This window comes from Kutzneria kofuensis (assembly GCF_014203355.1).
Classification (GTDB): domain Bacteria; phylum Actinomycetota; class Actinomycetes; order Mycobacteriales; family Pseudonocardiaceae; genus Kutzneria; species Kutzneria kofuensis.
In genome coordinates this window covers 5526336-5541441 of the sequence record NZ_JACHIR010000001.1, presented here as the reverse complement: position 1 = coordinate 5541441, position 15106 = coordinate 5526336, and the positions used below count along the sequence as shown (strand labels likewise).

At 71.3% G+C, this 15106-nt stretch carries 16 protein-coding genes; 6 read left to right on the top strand and 10 right to left on the bottom strand.

The features are described 5' to 3' along the window. Nucleotides 1-5: 5 nt before the first annotated feature. Nucleotides 6-755 carry an acyltransferase gene (locus BJ998_RS25675; protein ID WP_184865624.1) on the bottom strand — a complete coding sequence of 250 codons (750 nt, stop codon included), beginning with the start codon at nucleotides 753-755 and terminating at the stop codon, nucleotides 6-8. 12 nt (nucleotides 756-767) lie between these two features. On the opposite strand from BJ998_RS25675, the gene BJ998_RS25670 reads away from it, so the two are divergent. Next, the gene (locus BJ998_RS25670) at nucleotides 768-1703 is read left to right on the top strand and encodes a nucleoside hydrolase (protein ID WP_184865622.1); all 936 of its coding nucleotides are present in this window, start codon (nucleotides 768-770) and stop codon (nucleotides 1701-1703) included. Between the two features lie 36 nt (nucleotides 1704-1739). On the opposite strand, the gene BJ998_RS25665 is transcribed toward BJ998_RS25670, so the two are convergent. The 5 genes from BJ998_RS25665 to BJ998_RS25645 form a co-directional block, all read right to left on the bottom strand. Continuing rightward, entirely contained in the window at nucleotides 1740-2405 is a 666-nt protein-coding gene (locus BJ998_RS25665; RefSeq protein WP_184865620.1) for a DUF4232 domain-containing protein, read from the bottom strand. Between the two features lie 61 nt (nucleotides 2406-2466). Continuing rightward, entirely contained in the window at nucleotides 2467-3639 is a 1173-nt protein-coding gene (locus BJ998_RS25660) for a THUMP-like domain-containing protein (protein ID WP_184865618.1), read from the bottom strand. Then, nucleotides 3629-4588 (bottom strand): class I SAM-dependent methyltransferase, encoded by a 960-nt coding sequence (locus tag BJ998_RS25655; RefSeq protein WP_312890327.1) that lies wholly within the window; start codon nucleotides 4586-4588, stop codon nucleotides 3629-3631. Before BJ998_RS25655 ends, BJ998_RS25660 begins: the two co-directional genes overlap by 11 nt. A gap of 1 nt (nucleotide 4589) precedes the next feature. Continuing rightward, nucleotides 4590-5369 carry an enoyl-CoA hydratase/isomerase family protein gene (locus BJ998_RS25650; protein WP_184865614.1) on the bottom strand — a complete coding sequence of 260 codons (780 nt, stop codon included), beginning with the start codon at nucleotides 5367-5369 and terminating at the stop codon, nucleotides 4590-4592. 112 nt (nucleotides 5370-5481) lie between these two features. Beyond that, nucleotides 5482-6297, bottom strand: a complete 816-nt coding sequence (locus BJ998_RS25645) for an ABC transporter ATP-binding protein (protein ID WP_376775904.1) — start codon at nucleotides 6295-6297, stop codon at nucleotides 5482-5484. A 95-nt stretch (nucleotides 6298-6392) separates the two neighbouring features. On the opposite strand from BJ998_RS25645, the gene glgX reads away from it, so the two are divergent. Further along, complete coding sequence (gene glgX, locus BJ998_RS25640; RefSeq protein ID WP_184868929.1) at nucleotides 6393-8492, top strand: glycogen debranching protein GlgX; 2100 nt, start codon at nucleotides 6393-6395, stop codon at nucleotides 8490-8492. A gap of 165 nt (nucleotides 8493-8657) precedes the next feature. Here glgX and BJ998_RS25635 read toward each other — a convergent pair whose 3' ends face one another. Together BJ998_RS25635 and BJ998_RS25630 are read right to left on the bottom strand one after the other, a co-directional pair. Then, on the bottom strand, nucleotides 8658-9455 hold the full coding sequence (locus BJ998_RS25635; protein WP_184865612.1) for a VOC family protein: 798 nt from the start codon (nucleotides 9453-9455) through the stop codon (nucleotides 8658-8660). Next, the gene (locus tag BJ998_RS25630; RefSeq protein ID WP_184865610.1) at nucleotides 9452-9979 is read right to left on the bottom strand and encodes an RNA polymerase sigma factor; all 528 of its coding nucleotides are present in this window, start codon (nucleotides 9977-9979) and stop codon (nucleotides 9452-9454) included. The genes BJ998_RS25635 and BJ998_RS25630 overlap by 4 nt, the downstream gene beginning before the upstream one ends. A 116-nt stretch (nucleotides 9980-10095) precedes the next feature. Between BJ998_RS25630 and BJ998_RS25625 the strand changes: the two genes are divergently transcribed. From BJ998_RS25625 to BJ998_RS25615, 3 genes are all read left to right on the top strand, one after another. Further along, nucleotides 10096-11721 (top strand): hypothetical protein, encoded by a 1626-nt coding sequence (locus BJ998_RS25625; RefSeq protein ID WP_184865608.1) that lies wholly within the window; start codon nucleotides 10096-10098, stop codon nucleotides 11719-11721. Between the two features lie 260 nt (nucleotides 11722-11981). Further along, nucleotides 11982-12482, top strand: a complete 501-nt coding sequence (locus BJ998_RS25620) for a cysteine dioxygenase (protein WP_312890325.1) — start codon at nucleotides 11982-11984, stop codon at nucleotides 12480-12482. Next, nucleotides 12479-12871 carry a rhodanese-like domain-containing protein gene (locus tag BJ998_RS25615; RefSeq protein ID WP_184865604.1) on the top strand — a complete coding sequence of 131 codons (393 nt, stop codon included), beginning with the start codon at nucleotides 12479-12481 and terminating at the stop codon, nucleotides 12869-12871. Before BJ998_RS25620 ends, BJ998_RS25615 begins: the two co-directional genes overlap by 4 nt. Here the strand turns inward: BJ998_RS25615 and BJ998_RS25610 are convergent, their stop codons facing one another. Further along, nucleotides 12872-13240 carry a DUF5313 family protein gene (locus tag BJ998_RS25610; protein ID WP_184865602.1) on the bottom strand — a complete coding sequence of 123 codons (369 nt, stop codon included), beginning with the start codon at nucleotides 13238-13240 and terminating at the stop codon, nucleotides 12872-12874. Nucleotides 13241-13325: 85 nt separating this feature from the next. On the opposite strand from BJ998_RS25610, the gene BJ998_RS25605 reads away from it, so the two are divergent. Further along, nucleotides 13326-14435, top strand: coding sequence for a hypothetical protein (locus BJ998_RS25605; RefSeq protein ID WP_184865600.1), 1110 nt, complete (start codon nucleotides 13326-13328; stop codon nucleotides 14433-14435). A 53-nt stretch (nucleotides 14436-14488) separates the two neighbouring features. On the opposite strand, the gene BJ998_RS25600 is transcribed toward BJ998_RS25605, so the two are convergent. Beyond that, the gene (locus BJ998_RS25600) at nucleotides 14489-15070 is read right to left on the bottom strand and encodes a hypothetical protein (RefSeq protein WP_184865598.1); all 582 of its coding nucleotides are present in this window, start codon (nucleotides 15068-15070) and stop codon (nucleotides 14489-14491) included. Nucleotides 15071-15106: the final 36 nt, after the last annotated feature.

Here is a 15106-nt window from a genome sequence, read left to right as displayed (position 1 = left end):
CCAGCTCAGGGGGTGTCGCTGAGCGCCTGCTTCAACGCCTCGTCGGCCTTGCGGGCCATGTCCGCCACGGCGGCGCGGCGCTCGGCATCCGCCTCGTAGTCGGCGCGGCGGTCCCGAACGACCCGAGCCGGCGTGCCGACGGCGATGGAGTAGTCGGGGATCTCGCCACGGGCGACGGCATGCGCGCCGAGCACGCAGCCCCGGCCGATGCGGGTGCCGCGCAGCACGGTCGTCTTCACCCCGAGCCAGCAGTCCGGCCCGATCCGCACGGGCGTCTTGACGATGCCCTGGTCCTTGATCGGCATGGTGATGTCGGCGACGACGTGGTCGAAGTCGCACACGTACACCCAGTCGGCGACCAGCGTCGCGGCGCCGATCTCCACGTCCAGGTAGCAGTTGACGGTGTTGTCCTTGCCGAACACGACCTTGTCGCCGATCCGCAGCGAGCCCTCGTGGCAGCGGATGGAGTTGCCGTCGCCGATGTGCACCCAGCGCCCGACCTCGAGCCGGCCGTAGCCGGGACGGCAGTGGAGCTCCACGTTCCTCCCGAGGAACACCATGCCGCGCAGCACCACGTGCGGATTGGCCAGCCGGAACTTGAACAGCCGCCAGTACCGCACCAGGTACCACGGCGTGTACGCCCGGTTGCGCAGCATCCAGCGCAGCGACGCCATGGTGAGGAAGCGCGCCTGCTCGGGGTCGCGGCGGCGGGCGCGACGCCGTGAAGCCAGCGATGCGCCCCACATGCTCGTCATACGCTGCACCTTATGACGCCACTGATCATCGACACCGACCCAGGCATCGACGACGCCTTCGCCATCGCGCTGGCGGCCGCCAGCCCCGAGGTTGACCTGCTCGCGGTGACCACCGTCTTCGGCAACGTGGCGCTGTCGCACACCACCGCGAACGCTCTGCGCCTGCTGGCGCTGTGCGGCCGCCCGGACGTGCCGGTGGCGGCCGGGGCGGACCGCCCGCTGGTGCATCCGACCGTCCACCGCGCGAGCACCGTGCACGGCAACGACGGCCTGTCCGGCGCCGCCGACACGCTGCCGGCGGCCGCGCACGACGTGGACGGCCGGCACGCCGTCGAGTTGATGGCGGATCTGCTGCGCCAGGCCACCGAGCCCGTGACCATCGCGCCGATCGGCCCGCTGACCAATGTGGCGCTGCTGTTGGCGGTGCACCCCGAGCTGAAGCCGAAGATCGGTCGCATTGTGGCGATGGGCGGCGGCGCGAAGGGCGGAAACACCACCGCGGCCGCCGAATTCAACGTCTGGAGCGATCCAGAGGCGGCACATCGCGTGCTCGCCGAGGAAGACGTGCCGACCGTGCTGGTGCCGCTCGACCTGACGCACCGCTGCGCGGTGGACGCGGCCTGGCTGGACCGCCTGGCCGCCGGCGGCGCGGTGGCCAAGGGCCTGAGCGCGCTGACGCCGTCGTACCGGGAGACCTACCGGCGGGTGCTCGGCGTCGACGGCATGGTGCTGCACGACGCCATCGCGCTGGCCGAGGCCATCTCACCGGGCATTCTCCGCACGACGGCGTGCCCGATCGAGGTCGACTGCTCGCACGGCCCCGGCCGTGGGGCGACGATCATCGACCAGCGCGGCTACGTCGAGTCGCCGCGCCGGCTGATCGACGTGGCCTTCGAGGCCGACACCGCCGAACTCGGCGAGTTCGTGCTCAGCCGCATCCTGGGCTGAGCTGGGGGCGGCCCCTGGTCAGGGGCCGCCCAGCACTCACTGCGCGTTCGCGCCCGCCACCACCGGCTTGATCTTCAACGGTTCCTGGTTCGGCACGTGCCCGGAGCAGCCCTGCACGTCACCGGACAGCGGCACGAAGGCGGCCGCGGTGTTGTTCGGCGGGTAGACCCGCAGGCCGCGCACCGCGACCGGCTTGCACTGCGCCGGGTCGTACACGCCGGGGTTGGTGATGCTCAGCGCCGCCGACGCGGCCTGGCCGGGCTGCAGCGTCACCGTGGGAGCGCTCGCCGACACGCGAGTGGCCGGGTCGCCGACCTGGCGCCCGTCGTCACCGGTCACGAAGGACACGCCGGGGTAGGCCGCGATGGTGCACGGCGCCGAGCCGGTGTTGGTGAACACGATCGGGATGAACGAGTGGCCCGCGCCCGCGTCGCCGCCGCCCGCCGTGACCTTCAGGTTTCCGGTCAGGCACTGGCCGTTGGCCGCGTTCGCGCCGCCGGAGCCGTCGCCCTTGGCGCCGGAAGCCGTGTTGGCGCCGGTGTCCGCCGCCGAACTGGCCGTCGTGCTGGTCGCCGTGGCCGAGGAGGACGTGGTCGAGGTGTCGGACGAGGCGTTGGTCGTTCTCGGGCTGCCGCACGCCGCGGTGAGCAGGCCCACCGCCATGACTCCAGCGACCGCCGCGATACCGAGTGACCTGGTCATGGACATTCGCCTCCAGTTGTACTCAGCGTTTCGAGTACCCGATGAGAGGACGTGCGACACCTCAGGTGGTTGCGTGCGCGCGGCAGAGCACCGCGGTCGGGGTGTGACCGATCCTCGTGAGCACCACGGTCGCCTCGGCGTCGCCGGCGAGCTTCAGCCGAGGTCGCAGCGTGTTGGGATCAACGTCAAGGCCTCGGACGAGGATCTCCAGTCGCCCGATCCGGTGGCGTCGCAGCACCGCACGCAGGGCTTTCTCGCTGTAGTGGCCGTGTTCCAGCACCTCGAACGCCCGGATGCCGGGCGGCGGGCGGTCCCCGGTCAGGTAGGCGATGTGCGGGTCGAGCTGGGACAACCCGTGCCGGGCCGCGTAGTGCCGGACCAGGCCGGCCCGCACCACGGCGCCGTCCGGGTCGACGATCCAGGCGCCGACGGGCGTGACCGGGCAGTCGTCGGGCTCGTCGGAGGTGATCGTCCACTCGGGACCGTTCGTGCGCAGAACCGTTGCCCTTCTGGATACCGTGGCCAGCGAGCCCGTCCACAGGCAGGCCTCGCGAACCTGGCCGTCCAGCGAGACGAGTTCGACCTCGTCGGCCCACGGCGCCGCGTCGAAGTCCATGCCCGGCGAACACTTCACGGCCAGGTCCCGGCCACGGTAGGCGTCGACGAGATCGTCCAGCGGCGGCACGAGATCGGCGGCGCGCCACTTCCTCTGCCCCGCAGTGTCCCGCCGCGCCGGGTCCGCGACGACCACAGTGTCTCCAGTGGACGGTCGCAGTGCGTCGGCCCGCACGAGCAGCGGATCGACGCCGGCCGCAGATGCGTTGTGGCGCGCCATCCTCAGCCGCACGGAGTCCACATCGGACCCAATGCAGCGCCTGGCCACACGGGCCACCACGGTCAGGTCAGCGCCGATCGAACACGTCACGTCATGCACGTCGCGACCGCGCAGCCGCCGGGCCCGATGCTCCGCGACGGGCGACGGCGTCGCCTGCTGCAACGCGGCGTCGGTGAACAGCCAGTCGTCCGAAGAGGACAGTTTCGCCACGGCCTTTCGGCGCAGCACAGCCGTTTCCAGCACGGCCGCGGCGAAGTCGGGCACGATCTTGCGGGCCGCGGCCACGTCGGCCAGCCGCGAGGCGGCGGTCAGCGGCAGCGCGCCGACCTCGGCCAGCGCGGACCGGCCCGCCGCCGACGTCAGGAAGTCGACGTCGGCGGCGGAGAACTCATACCCCACCCGGCTTGGTCCCGGTCACCAGCACGTTGTAGAACAGCTCCCGCGGCATCACCTTGGCCAGCAGGTTCTCGTCCAGCCAGGACAGCCGCTGCCAGGTCTTGTAGGCGAACATCGCCCAGCCCCAGCCCAGCTTCTCGCGCGGAACCGCCGCCTCGAAGGTGCGCACCGGCCAGCCGAACAGCGCCGCCGACAGCTCCTCCGTGACCGCCTTGACGTTGCGCGCGCCCGCCGCGCGGGCCGTCCGCTCCAGCTCGGCCGGATCGAACGTGTGCAGGTCGACAACGGCCTCCAGGGCCGCCGCGCGGGAGGACTCGTCCAGCTCCTCCTGCGGCCGCCGCCACGAGTTCAGCGGCCCGAACTTGGTCACGTTCGTGGTCAGCCACCAGGTGACCTGGCCCAGCTTGCGAGCGTAGAAGTCGCCGACCTTGGTCGGCTCACCGGCGAACACGAACCGCCCACCCGGCTTGAGCACCCGCAGCACCTCGGCCATCGCCGCCTGCACGTCCGGGATGTGGTGCAGCACCGCGTGCCCCACGACCAGGTCGAACGTGTTGTCGTCGTACGGGATGCGCTCGGCGTCGGCGACCCGGCCGTCCACGTCCAGGCCCAGGTTCTCGGCGTTGCGCAGCGCCACCTGCACCATGCCCGGCGACAGGTCGGTCACCGAGCCCTTCTGCGCCACCCCGCCCTGCATCAGGTTCAGCAGGAAGAACCCGGTGCCGCTGCCCAGCTCCAACGCCCGCCCGTAGGGCCAGCCGCGGTCGCCCGCCACCATCCGGAACCGGTCGGTGGCGTAGTCGATGCAGCGCTGGTCGTAGGAGATGGACCACTTCTCGTCGTAGGTGCCCGCCTCCCAGTCGTGGTAGAGCACGTTGGCCAGCTTGGGGTCGTCCCAGGCGGCCTGCACCTGCTCCTCGGTGGCGTGCGGGTTGGGGGCAGGGTCCTGCACGTCACTTGCCACTGAACTTCGCCTTTCCCGGACCGTTCTCGATGAACGACTGCATGCCGGCGGCCTGGTCGTCGGTGGCGAACAGGGCCGCGAACAGGTGGCTCTCCAGCTTCAGGCCGCTGGCCAGGTCCCCGTCGAGGCCGCCGTCGATGGCCGCCTTGGCCGCCGCCAGCGCGCGGGCCGGGCCCTCGGCGAACTGGGACGCCCAGCGCTTGGCCGCCTCGTACACGTCGTCCGGGGCGACGACCTCGTCCACCATGCCGATGGCCAGCGCCTCGTCGGCCGCCACGAACCGGCCGGTGTAGATCAGGTCCTTGGCCTTGCTCGGGCCGATCAGCCGGGCCAGCCGCTGCGTGCCGCCCATGCCCGGGATGATGCCGAGCAGGATCTCCGGCTGGCCGACCTTGGCGTTGTCGCCGGCGATCCTGCGGTCGCAGCACAGCGCCAGCTCGAAGCCGCCGCCCAGGGCGTAGCCGGTGATCGCCGCCACCGTCGGCTTGGGGATCTCCGCCACCGCGCCGACCGCGGAGGACAGCTGCTGGGCCCGGGCCGCCATCTCGGCGTAGGACAGCGTGGCCATCTCCTTGATGTCCGCGCCGGCCGCGAACACCTTCTGCCCGCCGTAGACGATCACCGCACGCACGTCGTCGCGCCGGGACGCCTCCGCCGCCGCGGCCCGGATCTCCTCCTGGACCTGCATGTTCAGCGCGTTCATCGGCGGCCGCTCCAGGCGGATGGTGCCGATCCCGCCGTCCACCTCTAGCCGGACGAACTCAGCCATCTGTCCTCCTCAGACATCCTGACCGGCAGGCTACCGCCCAGTAGCCACCCGATGTTTCGCTCGGAACGGACCATTCCTCAACTCGGAGTTTGGGAATGGTCCGTTCCCACCGTCAGGCGCCGGTGCGGCGGCGGGCGAAGAAGCGGTGGCCGGCCTTGTCCAGCTCAAGATCCTGGCCGAAGGTGGCCGACAGGTTCTCGGCGGTGATCACGTCGTCGATCAGGCCCTGCGCCACGACGCCGCCCTCGCGCAGCAGCAGCGCGTGCGTGAAGCCCGGCGGGATCTCCTCCACGTGGTGGGTGACCAGCACCATCGCCGGCGCGTCCGGGTCGTAGGCGAACTCCGACAGCCGGGCCACCAGGTCCTCGCGGCCGCCCAGGTCGAGGCCCGCGGCGGGCTCGTCGAGCAGCAGCATCTCCGGGTCGGTCATCAGCGCCCGGGAGATCAGCGTGCGCTTGCGCTCGCCCTCGGACAGCGTGCCGAACATGCGCTCGGCCAGGTGCTTGATGCCCAGTGCGGCCAGCAGCTCCTCGGCGCGGCCGGTGTCCATGGTGTCGTACTGCTCACGCCAGCGCCCGATGACGCCGTAGCCGGCGCTGACGACCACGTCCAGCACCTTCTCCTCGGGCGGCACCCGCGAGGCCAGCGCGGACGAGCAGACGCCGATGCGGGGACGCAGCTCGAACACGTCGGTGCGGCCCAGCTTCTCGCCGAGCACGTGCACCGTCCCCGTGGTCGGGTGCATCTCGGCGCCGGCCAGCCGCAGCAGGGTGGTCTTGCCGGCCCCGTTCGGGCCCAGCACCACCCACCGCTCGTCCAGCTCGACACGCCAGTCGATGCCACGCACCAGGGTGGTCCTGCCGCGCCGCACGCTGACCTTCTCCATCGCCACGACGAGATCGACATCCGCACTGATCGGCTCGGTCACGAGCCCATTGTTCACAACCCGCCGGACGTGGCCTGGCACCGGGGCACCAGGTCGGGGAAGATCGCGACGTGGTTGCCAACCCTGCGCCGGACCCGATGATGTTGGCCGGACGCCCCTTCCCCCTCGGGTCGCACCCCGAGGGCGGCGGGGTGCGTTTCGCCGTGGCCTCCTCGACGGCCGAGGCCGTGGAGGTGTGCTTACTCGACAACGGTCAGGAAAGGCGCGTTGAGCTGACGGAACGAACCTTCGGCGTGTGGCACGGCGTCGTGCACGGCGTGCTGCCGGGGCAGCAGTACGGCTACCGCGTGCACGGCCCGTACGACCCGACACGTGGTCTTCGCCACAATCCGGCGAAGCTGCTCGTCGACCCGTACGCGAAACGCATCACTGGGGAACTGACCAGTCTCGAGGCGGCGCTCGGCTACGTCGACAACGCCATGACCGGGCCGGCCTCAACGGTGGATTCGCTGGGCAGCGTGCCGCTGTCCGTCGTGACGTCTCCGGGCGGGCCCGCGACCGGCGTGAAGCCCGAGGTGCCGTTCGAGGAGTCCGTCTTCTACGAGCTGCACGTGCGCGGCTACACCCGGCGGCATCCGGACGTGCCCGAGCACCTGCGCGGCACCTACCTGGGGCTGGCGCACCCGGCCGTGGTGGAGCACCTGGTGCGGCTCGGCGTGACCGCCGTCGAGCTGATGCCCGTGCACACGTTTGTGGACGAGCCGTCGCTGATGACAGCCGGTCGCCACAACTACTGGGGGTACTCGCCGCTCGGATTCTTCGCCCCTTATGCCGGATATGCCAGCGAGCCCGGTCGTGAGGTCGAGGAGTTCCGGACCATGGTGGCGTCCCTGCACGCCGCCGGCATCGAGGTCATCGTCGACGTGGTGTTCAACCACACCTGCGAGTCCGGTTTCGAGGGACCGACGCTGTGTTTCCGCGGGCTGGACGCCCCCGCGTACTACGCGCACGGCGACGGCGGCCGTGGGCTGGACATCACCGGCTGCGGCAACACCCTGGACGCCGGTTCGCCGACTGTCGTGCGACTGGTCACCGATTCGCTGCGGTACTGGGCCGGTGAGTTGGGTGTCGACGGTTTCCGGTTCGACCTCGCGTCCGTTCTGGGCCGTCCCGGCGCCGGGCCGTTCGACCCCAATGCGGCGTTGCTGACCGCCATCGCGTGCGATCCGTTGCTGGCCAGCTGCAAGCTCATCGCCGAGCCGTGGGACGCCACCGGCGACGGATATCGCGTCGGCGCCTTCGGTGTGCAGTGGGCCGAGTGGAACGGCCGTTATCGCGACACCGTCCGGGACTTCTGGCGCGGGGCCGTCGGCGTGCGGGATCTGGCATACCGCTTGACCGGTTCCAGCGACCTCTATGCCGACGACGGCCGACGGCCGTGGGCGTCGATCAACTTCATCACCGCGCACGACGGTTTCACGCTGCGGGACATGGTGTCGTACAACGACAAGCACAACGAGGCCAACGGCGAGGACAACCGGGACGGCACCAACGACAACCGGTCGTGGAACTGCGGCGCCGAGGGGGAGACCTCCGAGCCCGACGTCCTCGCCCTGCGGGCCCGCCAGGCCCGCAACCTCATCTCCACCCTGCTGCTGTCCATGGGCACGCCGATGATGACCGCCGGCGACGAGATGTGGCGGACCCAGGACGGCAACAACAACGCGTACAACCAGGACAACGAAATGTCCTGGGTGGACTGGTCCCTGGATTCCACCGCGTCGGACCTCCTTGCCTTCGTGCAACGCCTCGTCGGTCTGCGCGCCGTGTCCCCCGCGCTTCGGCAGCCCCAGTTCTTCGACGGCCGCATCACCCCCAGCGGCGAGCCCGACCTGGTGTGGCTGCGTCCCGACGGCACGGAAATGGCCGAGACCGACTGGTTCGACGACGACCGGCGGACTCTCGGCGTCTGGATCGACGGCGCCAACTGCCTGTCCCGCACCAAATCCGGCGAGCTCGTCTCCGACCATTCCTGGCTCATCGTCCTGCACGCCGGCGGCGACCCGTGCGAGTTCACCCTGCCCCCGGCCGAATTCGGCCCGGTCTTCGAACCCATGCTGGACAGCGGCACCCCCGACGGCACTCCCGTCGATCAAACCCCGCTGGCCTCCGGCGCCAAGATCCAACTTCCCGGCCGCACCACGCTCCTGCTCCGCGTCCCCCGCACCAGCAAGTAGGCGGGGCACGTGAGTGGCTTACTTGCGCTTCTCGGGCGCACGTGAGTGGCTCACGTGCCTTCTCGGGGTCACGTGAGTGGCTTACGTGGCTTCTCGGGGTCACGTGAGTGGCTCAGGTGCGGCTTCGGGGGCAAGTGAGCCACTCACGTGCACGGGGAGCGGGCGTCAGAACTGGCCCAGGTAGAAGCGCAGGCCCTGGTCGTCGACGCAGTCGGAGGTGATGCCGTAAGGCATCTGCACGGGGTCGGTGGCGGTGCCGCCGGCGGCGCGGACGCGAGAGACGGCGGCGTGGACGTCGTCGACGGCGTACATGGGCAACACAGCGGCTTCGGGGTGGCCGCCCTGCAGGCCGAACATGGGGTGCGGACCCTGGACCTGCCAGCCGTCGTCGACCCGGCCGGGCGTGAACGTCCAGCCGAAGACGGAGCCGTAGAACTCCCGGGCGGAGACGGAGTCGCGGACGAACATGGTGAGGTACACGATCTCGCCCTGGGCGGACGACTCCGCACGGGGAACAGGGTTGCCGAGGTGCAGGGCGAAGGGCAGGCCCTGGTTGTCGACGCACATGGCGCTGAGGCCGAAGGGCTCCTGCACGGCTTGCTCGGCGGAACCGCCGGCGGCCCGGACCCGGGCGATGGCGGCGTCCATGTCGGAAACGGCGTGGCTGAGGAAGGTGGTGCGCCGCGGGTCGGACCACAGGCCCAGGTGCTGGCCCAGACCCACGACGGAGCGCCCGTCGGCGGAGATCCGCCAGCCGAGCACGGACGAGTAGAAGGCGCCGGCGCGGGTGGCGTCGGGGGACCAGACGGACGCGTAGACGACATCGCCCTGAACGGCGGTGGCGGGCATGGTTCCTCCTGACAGAAGGGCAGCCTCGAGCAGGGCCCGAAGGCTCGCCGCGAACCGCGGATCCGGGTCGACCGGCACCACGGGCTCGAGCAGGTCCTCGAACGGGTCGGTCATCGGGTGCCCTCCTCTCGGCGCTGGTAGCGGGCACGGAAAGCGCCCCGGGCCCGGACGAGCAGCGCCTCGGTGGCGTGCACGGTCCGGTCGAGGCAGCGGGCGACCTCGGGCACGGGGAGGCCGTCGAGATACCGCAGGGTGAGCACGGACCGGTGCTGGGCGGAAAGCTCGGCCAGCACCTCTCGGGCGAACAGGGCGTCGAGCCGCGAATCCCACGGGTCCTCGGGCGCGGCGGCGAGCCCGCCGAGCACCCGGAGCCCCCGCTGCTCGCGTTCGACCCGCCGCCAGTGGTCGACGAGCTTGTGCCGGGCGACTCCGATCAGCCAACTAGTGCCGACCTCGGTGACGTTGCCGCGCCGGCAGGAGTCCATGGCCGCGAGGAACACCTCGGTGGTCAGGTCCTCGGCCACCGGCCGCTGCCCGCACCGGGCCAGCAGGTAGCCGTAGACCTGGGGCAGCGCCTGTTCGTACAGGTCGAGCAGGGTGAGCCCCGGGTCCGGCCGCACCCCGGACGGTTGGTTCATGACTACTCATCGTTCCGGCCCGGTGAACTCCGACGGGGAAAAACCACTCTTCACGGGGAGCGACCGTTCGTGCACAGGCGGCGCACACCATTGGTGACCTCTGACACGATGACGCCATGCAGCAGCCGTGGGGCACCGACCCCGAGCTCCGCGACCACCTGGTCGCGCAGTTCCTGGAGTGGGCCGAGCACCGGCACACGCCGGTCGAGCACGTCCAGGACGCCATCATGGCCCTGGACTGGAGCAGCCTCGGCCCGAACGACGGCTACTTCCGCTGGACGGTCCGCGACATCGACCGCTTCCTGCTGGAGTACCTGCCGGACCGGCTGGCCCTGCCGGAGACGGTGTGCGCGAACGGAGCCCTGACGCTGCGTCCGCTGCTGGAGTTCCTGGCCCGCTACGGCATGTTGTCCACGGACAGCGACCTGCCGGACGACATGGGCGACCGCTGCGGCGAGGTCTGGGAGGCGGCGGAGCACCGTGTGTCCTACGACGTGCGGGCGAAGGCGTTGTTCCAGCACGTGCGGGGCGGCGAGGAGCTGACGTTCGCGGAGCTGGTGTCCCGCGTCCGCACGCTGCCGGCGGACGAGGTGAAGAAGGCGCTGGACGGCGTCGAGCAGCGCACGGTGGGCCCGCTGCGGCTGCCGAACGAGCGTGAGCAGTGGTTCGCGGCGGAGCGGGCGCCGGTGTTCGTGTGGTTCGCCCAGTTGCGGCAGGCGTGCGGCGAGGACGGCATCGAGCTGGTCGGCCGGGGTCAGCTGCCGGACGAGATCGCGATCCCCCTGGGCGTCGACCCGGCGGAGCTGCCACGGGTGCTGGCCTGGGCGTTGGCGGCGGGCGCGGTGCGGCGCTTCAAGGGCCGCCTGGTGCAGGTGGCGGCGTGGCGCAAGGTCGAGAAGCACTCGGTGAACCTCATCCGCAAGGTGTTCGCGGCGCATCCGAAGCTGCCGGGACGCAGCCTGGTGCAGCTGAGCATCGAGCTGGTGAAGGCGGCGGTCGCGCGCCGCTCGCTGGACCTGCTTGAGCTGCCGGTGCCGAGCGACGTGATCGACTTCCTGATGGACTGCGGCCTGATGTTCTCGCTGGGCAGCGAGGCCCGGCTGACGGCGTGCGGGGTGCCGATCCTGGTGGACGTGGCCGAGGAGAACGGGCTTCTGGTGCGGGTGCTGCCGGACGCCCTGTGGTCCACGGTGGACGAGCTGATCGACGCGCTTCCGGCGGCCGGCGACGAGTGGGCCGACGACGTGCGCGAGTGGAGCATGGAGCAGCCGGACCGGCACAACGCCCGCGAGCTGATCAGCCGGATCGCGACCCCGGATCGGCCGACGGCCGACGTGATGGTGGCGATCAGGGCATGCGGTGACGTATTCGGTGAGAAGCGCACGGTGCCACCGGTGCGGCTGCTGCTGGGCGGTCCGCACGACGGCCCGGCGCTGCTGTGGCTGTTGCGGCACAAGGCATTGGACGGCGGCGACGTGCCGGCGGTGCGCATCGCGGACGCACACGTGGTCGAGCTGTCGGGGCTGCTCGACGGCGGCGGCGTGGCGCGGATGCTGGACGCCGTCGCCGAGCACGGCGACACCGCGCAGACGATCGAGTTCCTGAACCTGGTGTGGCGATCGGATCATCCGAGGACGTGCGAGGTGCTGCTGGTGACCGCCGAGCACTACGGCGACGAGACCGTCGCCGCCCACGCGCGCAAGCTCGCCGAACGCCACCGCGGCTGGCACACCCGCGGCTGAACGCGCGGGGATTCGTCGGTGACCGACATGATTTCAGCAGGTGGAAGCGGTCGCCAGGCCAGTGCGACCCATGCGAACATCGACACATGATCCGGCCCAGAACGACCTGGTGCGACCTCGTTGTCGACCTCGTTCGCGTCGCCTCCTGCGGGTGTACCCGCACGCGACGCAGCCGCTGATCGCCTGCTTCGAGTAGCGAGCCCGCCGGCCCGTCGCGTCCCCGCATGCCGTCCCAGTGCCGCGACCCGCAGGAGCACCCCGTGACCCTCGCCATCGACCTCGACGTCCACCCCGCCCTCGACCTGCCGCTGCTGCGCGACCTGATCCTGCCGGAGCGTCCGCTGTGGACTCCGTCCCAGCTGCGCGACCTGACCAGCACGATCACCACCGAGCTGACCACGCCGCTGCTGGACGTGCTCAGGTTCGAGGAGCCGCAGCGCTGGTGGGCGCGGCTGGCGCTGACCGGCGGTGTCGAGGTGTGGCTGTTGTCGTGGCTGCCGGGGCAGGGCACCGAGCCGCACGACCACGGCGGCGCGGCCGGCTCGTTCACGGTACTCAAGGGGCAGCTGACCGAGGACTACCGCTACCCCGGCGGCCCGATCCGCACCATGAAGCGGCAGCTGGGCGAGGCCGTCGGCTTCAGCGGCGGGCGGGCGCACCAGGTGCGTAACCTCGGAGTGGCGCCGGCCGCGAGCGTGCACGCCTACTCGCCGCCGCTGCTGCCGACCCGCGAGTACGCCAGCCTGGAGGACGTGAAGTGACCGTCGACGAGTACCTCGAGCAGGCGCGCGCCGAGTTGGACCGGGTCGGCCCGGCCGAGGCGCGGCGACTGCAGGAGGACGGCGCGCTGCTGGTCGACATCCGGCCGATCGCGAACCGGGCGGCCGAGGGCGAGATCCCCGGCTCGGTGCCGGTGGAGCGGATCCACCTGGAGTGGCGGCTCGACCCGGCCAGTGATCACCGGTTGCCGGGGCTCGACGGGGACACGAAGGTCATCGTGCTGTGCAACGAGGGGTACGCCTCCAGCCTGGCCGCGCGGGACCTGCACCGGCTGGGGTTGAAGACGGCGACGGATCTGGTGGGTGGCTTCCGGGGTTGGGTGGCGGCCGGCCTGCCGGTGGTGGCTGGTGGGCGACCGGCCGTGCCCTGATCACTCCGGGCGGTCTTCCTCGGAGAACCGGTTGTCCCTGATCGTGCTGCCGTACGCGGGCGGGTAGCCGTACTTGCGCAGCCTGGCGTCGTTGGCCTCGGAGGCGTAGCTGAGCGAGTAGTACAGGCCGACGATCAGGCCGAGGGCCAGCGCCATCAGGATGATGTAGAGCGGCCCGCCGAACTGGGACAGCACGATGAACAGGATGGCCAGCGGGATCAGCAGCCGCAGGAAGGTCCGCAGCAGGTGCCGGAGCAGCCAGGTCTTGCTGATCACGTCGCCGAGCACCCATTCGCGGTAGTCCTGCGGCAACCGCCCCCCGAACGAGTACCAGAGCCAGAGCGCCGGGTTGGGTCGCTTCACCGCCATACGTGAACCTTAGGCGCGTTCGCCCGGAACCACGCGGCACGGGGTAGCGTCTGTAGGTTTCGTGCCCCGCGTACGTCCTGGGACGGTGTTGGCCGTCGCCTCCGTGATCGTCGTCGCCGCGCTGGAGCGCGCCCCGGCGGCGACCCTGGTGGCGCTGCCCGGCCTGCTCGCGGGGGCGCTGATCGGGCTGGCGGTGCTGCAGCTGGGCGTGCTCGCCGGCGGACTGGCGCTCGGTCCGAGGATGCCTCGCATTGTGATCGGGTTCGGGCCCCGGCTGCGCGACTGGGCGACACCCGGCAGGACGATCACGCTACGGGCCGTGCCGATCATGTTGTCGGTGACCATCGGGCCGGGCAAGATGCCGGTGCGGCCCCGGGTCTGGGGCACCTACCTGGTGTCGGCGATCTTGGGTGTGGCCATGACCGCACTGCTCGTCGTCACCGAGTCCGGGCCGTTCTGGCTGGGCGCGGCCGTCGGCTGCGCGGCGGCGGTGCTCCTCGCGCTGTTCCCGCGCCGTGACGCCGCCGCGACCTCGACCGGCTGGGTGCTGCTGCACTACCTGCGGCTGGAGCCCCGGGAGGCGGCCGAGATCGACGCCGCCCCGCTGGTCGCGGCCGTGACGAAGGCGGTGCAGGCCGGCGACCTGCCGGCCGCGCAGGCGGCGTGCGATGCGTTGGCGCAGTTGCAGCCCGAGGGGCAGTCGCTGTCCATGGCGCGGGTCGTCTTGCTGGAGGCGCACGGCCGCTACGCCGAGGCGATGCAGCTGGTGCTGGGCATGCTCGCCGAACCGGGGTTGCCGCAGCGGGACTTCGCCCTGATCACCGCCGGGCTGGCGGGCCTGGCCGCGGCCGCCGTGGAGGCCGGCCAGCTGGAGCCGGAGCTGGGGCTGGGCTGGGCCGAGCGGGCGATCACCGACGCCGAGCAGCTGGCCTATCCGGCGTACAAGCTGAACAGCGCCAAGGCGCTGGTGGAAGTGTTGCGCGGCAACGTGTCCAAGGCGATCGCCCTGGCCAACACGGCGATCGAGCTCGGCAACGACGCGCTGGGCCGGGCCGACGACCTGGCCACGCTGGCCCGGGCGCAGATGGCCGCCGGCGACAACGCGACGGCGCGGCTGACGCTGGGCGAGGCGGAACGAATCGCGCCCTGGTGGCCCCGGGTGGCACGAATCCGCGCCCGCCTCGACGTGTCCTGAACACGAAACCGGGCCCGCCCCACTGCTGGGCGGACCCGGAAACGGCGATTCGATCAGGTGCCGGGGATGGTCGGCGGCGCCGGCAGGCCACCGGGCGGAGCCGGGGTGCCGCCGGGCGGGGCCGGCAGGCCACCGGGCGCGCCCGGCACGGGCAGCTTGATCGGCAGGCAGTTGTTGTTGTTGATCGCGGTCACCGCGGCGCCGAGCTTGGTGATGGCGCCGGTGACGGCGGTGGGGTCGGGCGGCACGGCGATGTTGGCGGCGAGCACGTTGAGCAGCGCGGCCAGGGCGTTCACGACGGCCGTCAGGCACTGCTGCGGGTCCTGCACGCGCGTCTGCGTCCCGGGCAGCTGGGGCAGGCAGCCGGCCTTCTGCAGGGCGACCACCTCGTTGACCATGTCGCCGATGATGCCCTGCACCTTGGCCGGGTCCGGCGGCGTCGCGGTGATCGCCGCGACGAAGTCGGTCATCGACGTCGACAGCGCCTTGACCTCGGGCATGTCCGCGGTGCACGCGGCCCGGTCGGCCGACAGTGGCACCGTGGCGGGCCTCGATGCGGTCGTCGCGGACGCGGACCCTATCGTGACCGCGACCATTGCCAGTGCCGGCACGACGACCAGCAGTTTCCTGAGCATGAATGACGTCCTCTCCTGCTTTCCTCCAACCAGGAG

Bases quoted from the DNA above. Each gene is read 5' to 3' on its own strand.
- BJ998_RS25675 (WP_184865624.1), bottom strand. From the start codon at position 755: ATGACGAGCATGTGGGGCGCATCGCTGGCTTCACGGCGTCGCGCCCGC.
- BJ998_RS25670 (WP_184865622.1), top strand. From the start codon at position 768: ATGACGCCACTGATCATCGACACCGACCCAGGCATCGACGACGCCTTC.
- BJ998_RS25665 (WP_184865620.1), bottom strand. From the start codon at position 2,405: ATGACCAGGTCACTCGGTATCGCGGCGGTCGCTGGAGTCATGGCGGTG.
- BJ998_RS25650 (WP_184865614.1), bottom strand. From the start codon at position 5,369: ATGGCTGAGTTCGTCCGGCTAGAGGTGGACGGCGGGATCGGCACCATC.
- glgX (WP_184868929.1), top strand. From the start codon at position 6,393: ATGATGTTGGCCGGACGCCCCTTCCCCCTCGGGTCGCACCCCGAGGGC.
- BJ998_RS25635 (WP_184865612.1), bottom strand. From the start codon at position 9,455: ATGACCGACCCGTTCGAGGACCTGCTCGAGCCCGTGGTGCCGGTCGAC.
- BJ998_RS25630 (WP_184865610.1), bottom strand. From the start codon at position 9,979: ATGAACCAACCGTCCGGGGTGCGGCCGGACCCGGGGCTCACCCTGCTC.
- BJ998_RS25625 (WP_184865608.1), top strand. From the start codon at position 10,096: ATGCAGCAGCCGTGGGGCACCGACCCCGAGCTCCGCGACCACCTGGTC.
- BJ998_RS25610 (WP_184865602.1), bottom strand. From the start codon at position 13,240: ATGGCGGTGAAGCGACCCAACCCGGCGCTCTGGCTCTGGTACTCGTTC.
- BJ998_RS25600 (WP_184865598.1), bottom strand. From the start codon at position 15,070: ATGCTCAGGAAACTGCTGGTCGTCGTGCCGGCACTGGCAATGGTCGCG.